Here is a 2,840-nt window from a genome sequence, read left to right as displayed (position 1 = left end):
CAACTAACCAAATTTCTTTAATTGGAAGTTCATCATATCTTTTAATAAATCCTTCCATTAATTCTGGTGTGTAACTACTACCCCCACCAATTGTAACAATTTTTACTGGTTTCTTTTCCATTACTTTTACTTCCTTTCATTTTTGTTATCTTCATTTTAACCAATAAGTTTAAAGATTTAAATAGCTAAAGGCTAAATTTGTTAGCACTTTCAAAATCTGAAAAAAAATTGACACAGGAATGCGGAGTTTAGCCGGTTTGTTACTTATTTGTTACTTACGGAGTACACTTTATCGCGTTTTATCACGTTTTTCCTATCGTTATTATATAGAAATAAAGAAAGCCCAGGAGGCAACGTACTTACAATACGCTTAGCATTTAGCTGCCTACCCTGGGTCTTATTTCTTAATTCAATTTTATTATAAGCTTATTCTTTTTCAATATATTTGTTATTCACATAATACTGCTTGTGATTTTTGTCTTCAATAACACTAATAAACTTACCGTCTAATATTAACCAGTACTGCTGATCAATCGAAAGTTTCTTGCCTTCGATTGTTTCAGCATCTTCTTTTAATTTAATGATCATAGTATACTCCTAACTGATTTTCCAGTTCTTCGGACAATTCCAAATATCTTTTGTACTGATCTTTATAATAATCAACATCACCGTTAAGCTCATTAATTTCATTGGAATATGCCTTTATTTTAGCATTGTAATTCCTTTTTAATTGAGCGGTATAAATACCTAACACAATATTGATCAATAAAGACAACGATATTAGAGATGCTATCGCTCTTTTTGTTTTTAGTGCCATAATCTTATACCTTAACCAAATAATCGCCACTAACCCATCCGCTAGGTATCTTGGCCCAGTTACCGCTCCATTCCGAAACAGTTACACGAGTGCCGTTTAATAGACCACCATTTGCATTACTGTGTTTTTGACCATCTTTAGTTAACTGACTTTTAGATTTTCTAGCATAGTTAGTACCAGGTCCGCTTCTAACAACAAGAGCACTGTCTACACGGACTTCGTATGTACCAGTAGCTTTGCCTGTTGCATTAGATCCGCTAGAAGCAGTTACTTTCGTACAGTATTGTCCGCTTACCCATCCTGTATCGTTGACATATAACCAACCGTTGCTTTCTTTGGTTACATTTAAAACAGTACCGTTTGCATAGGCAGTAATTTTTTTGCCTGATGTATTTGGCTCAGCACGACAGTTGACACCGCTAGGAGTAATAACTTTAACTTTATAGTTTACAGTTGTACTGGCGTTATTTTCAGCTTGCGGAGTATCACTTACATTTGGTGTTGCACCATCATACATAGGTTTAACAAATCCACGAATACTTGCACTTCCTACTGTTACAGTTCTACGTCCTACTACATCATTTTTGTTTCCCTCGATAACAACAAATTCATTGCCATTTACTGATTCAACGATACCGACATGTTCAGGCCATCCGTCTTTTTTATCCCAATCATACATAATTAAGTCACCAACTGCTGGAGTAATGGCCCCGTTTTCTTCCCAGATACCCATTTCCTTAGCTTTTGTAATTGCGTTACCGCAACTGCATTCCAAAGGACATAAATCTGTTAATCCAGCTTTAATAAACAAAGCTGAAATAAATGCCATGCACCATGAATCAGTTGATTTGACTTTGTAATTTCTTGGTAGTGGTGTATAAGAGTTATAAACGTTTAAAATTTCCTTATGTGAGCCATCAGCTTCGTTTAATCCAATCCACCCTCTAGCAATATTCAAAACAGTTTCTACGTTATTCATTTTTAATTATCCTCCATCAAATCAATATTTTCAATTTGTGCTCTAATTTTTAAGCAACGAATATAATTACCCATGTGTTTCTTTTGCTCTTTTAATAATTCCAATGAACAAGTTGGTGTAAATGGTAATGTTCCAGCTTCATAACATACTGTCATTTCATCTAACTTATCATAGCGAATTTTTACTTGACGATATTCAGCTTTAAACCTTTCTTTATAATTTTCGCTAATCATTCCTAAAGCCGTTTGTGGCAATTCATTTACTCGGTACTCTCTATATACTTCATCGAATACTTGTTTAGGTGACCAGCTTACATAATCATCACTATATTTTAATAGGTATCCCTCATCGTTTGGATTTTCATTTTCCGGAATAATCCAACCACGATATTTGTTATAATCACCACGAGTCATTGGCTGTGCTTCAATTAATTTAACTCCAACATATTTTTTCATGTTAATTTTCCTCCTGATCATTTTCTTTATTTAGTTGTTCTAGTGCATCCTTAATTTTCTGTGGAATCGGCACTCCTAATAAACTAATATTTTCTAATAATGAAATACCCTCATTCGCAATATAGAAATAACATACAAGCGTTCTGAATACCCAACTACCACTATTCAATAAACGATCTAACATTGCTCCTACGATAAGCACTACTAAAATCATGCATTTTTTCAACAATCCAGTGAACCCGACCTCACTATTTACTGTTTTCTGAATATACGCCCATATCACTCCTGTAATATAGTCCAATACCATAAATACAATTAAAATACTTAATGATACATCCCATCCTCCAAATAAATACGTAAAAAAAGTAGCAATAACTGCTACAGTACTGTTAAAATAATTACTCATTTTCTTCATTTTCCTCACCTTCGTTATATTATATTTATGCTTTGATCATAAAAGACAGTATATCCAGATCATTTGCAGTTAATTTAGCATCTCCGAGTTCTGTAATAGAAATAGGAATGATGTCAAATTCCTCCTCAACGCTTAATATTTGCGTAAAATCCTTTGTAAAATTTTCAAGAGCTT

6 protein-coding genes are annotated in these 2,840 nt (G+C 33.6%); all 6 read right to left on the bottom strand.

Translation table 11 applies throughout. The features are described 5' to 3' along the window. Positions 1-121: hypothetical protein (locus tag J7M77_RS12635; protein WP_296879114.1), on the bottom strand; the 121-nt coding region annotated here is incomplete at its 3' end. Positions 122-426: 305 nt separating this feature from the next. After that, complete coding sequence (locus J7M77_RS12630; protein ID WP_296879112.1) at positions 427-588, bottom strand: hypothetical protein; 162 nt, start codon at positions 586-588, stop codon at positions 427-429. Next, positions 578-817: a hypothetical protein gene (locus J7M77_RS12625; RefSeq protein WP_296879109.1), complete on the bottom strand. Its 240-nt coding sequence runs from the start codon at positions 815-817 to the stop codon at positions 578-580. Before J7M77_RS12625 ends, J7M77_RS12630 begins: the two co-directional genes overlap by 11 nt. A gap of 4 nt (positions 818-821) precedes the next feature. Next, positions 822-1,646: an SH3 domain-containing protein gene (locus tag J7M77_RS12620; RefSeq protein WP_296879107.1), complete on the bottom strand. Its 825-nt coding sequence runs from the start codon at positions 1,644-1,646 to the stop codon at positions 822-824. 152 nt (positions 1,647-1,798) lie between these two features. Next, positions 1,799-2,251 (bottom strand): hypothetical protein, encoded by a 453-nt coding sequence (locus tag J7M77_RS12615; RefSeq protein ID WP_296879105.1) that lies wholly within the window; start codon positions 2,249-2,251, stop codon positions 1,799-1,801. A gap of 1 nt (position 2,252) precedes the next feature. Beyond that, complete coding sequence (locus tag J7M77_RS12610; protein ID WP_296879103.1) at positions 2,253-2,666, bottom strand: holin family protein; 414 nt, start codon at positions 2,664-2,666, stop codon at positions 2,253-2,255. Between the last annotated feature and the right edge of the window lie 174 nt (positions 2,667-2,840).

Source organism: Thomasclavelia sp., assembly GCF_017889095.1.
GTDB lineage: Bacteria > Bacillota_I > Bacilli_A > Erysipelotrichales > Coprobacillaceae > Thomasclavelia.
This window is presented reverse-complemented; position numbering and strand designations above follow the sequence as displayed.

What these genes read in the sequence shown, in the direction of transcription:
- J7M77_RS12630 (WP_296879112.1), bottom strand. Translation starts at nt 588, where the DNA reads ATGATCATTAAATTAAAAGAAGATGCTGAAACAATCGAAGGCAAGAAA.
- J7M77_RS12610 (WP_296879103.1), bottom strand. Translation starts at nt 2,666, where the DNA reads ATGAAGAAAATGAGTAATTATTTTAACAGTACTGTAGCAGTTATTGCT.
- J7M77_RS12615 (WP_296879105.1), bottom strand. Translation starts at nt 2,251, where the DNA reads ATGAAAAAATATGTTGGAGTTAAATTAATTGAAGCACAGCCAATGACT.
- J7M77_RS12625 (WP_296879109.1), bottom strand. Translation starts at nt 817, where the DNA reads ATGGCACTAAAAACAAAAAGAGCGATAGCATCTCTAATATCGTTGTCT.
- J7M77_RS12620 (WP_296879107.1), bottom strand. Translation starts at nt 1,646, where the DNA reads ATGGCATTTATTTCAGCTTTGTTTATTAAAGCTGGATTAACAGATTTA.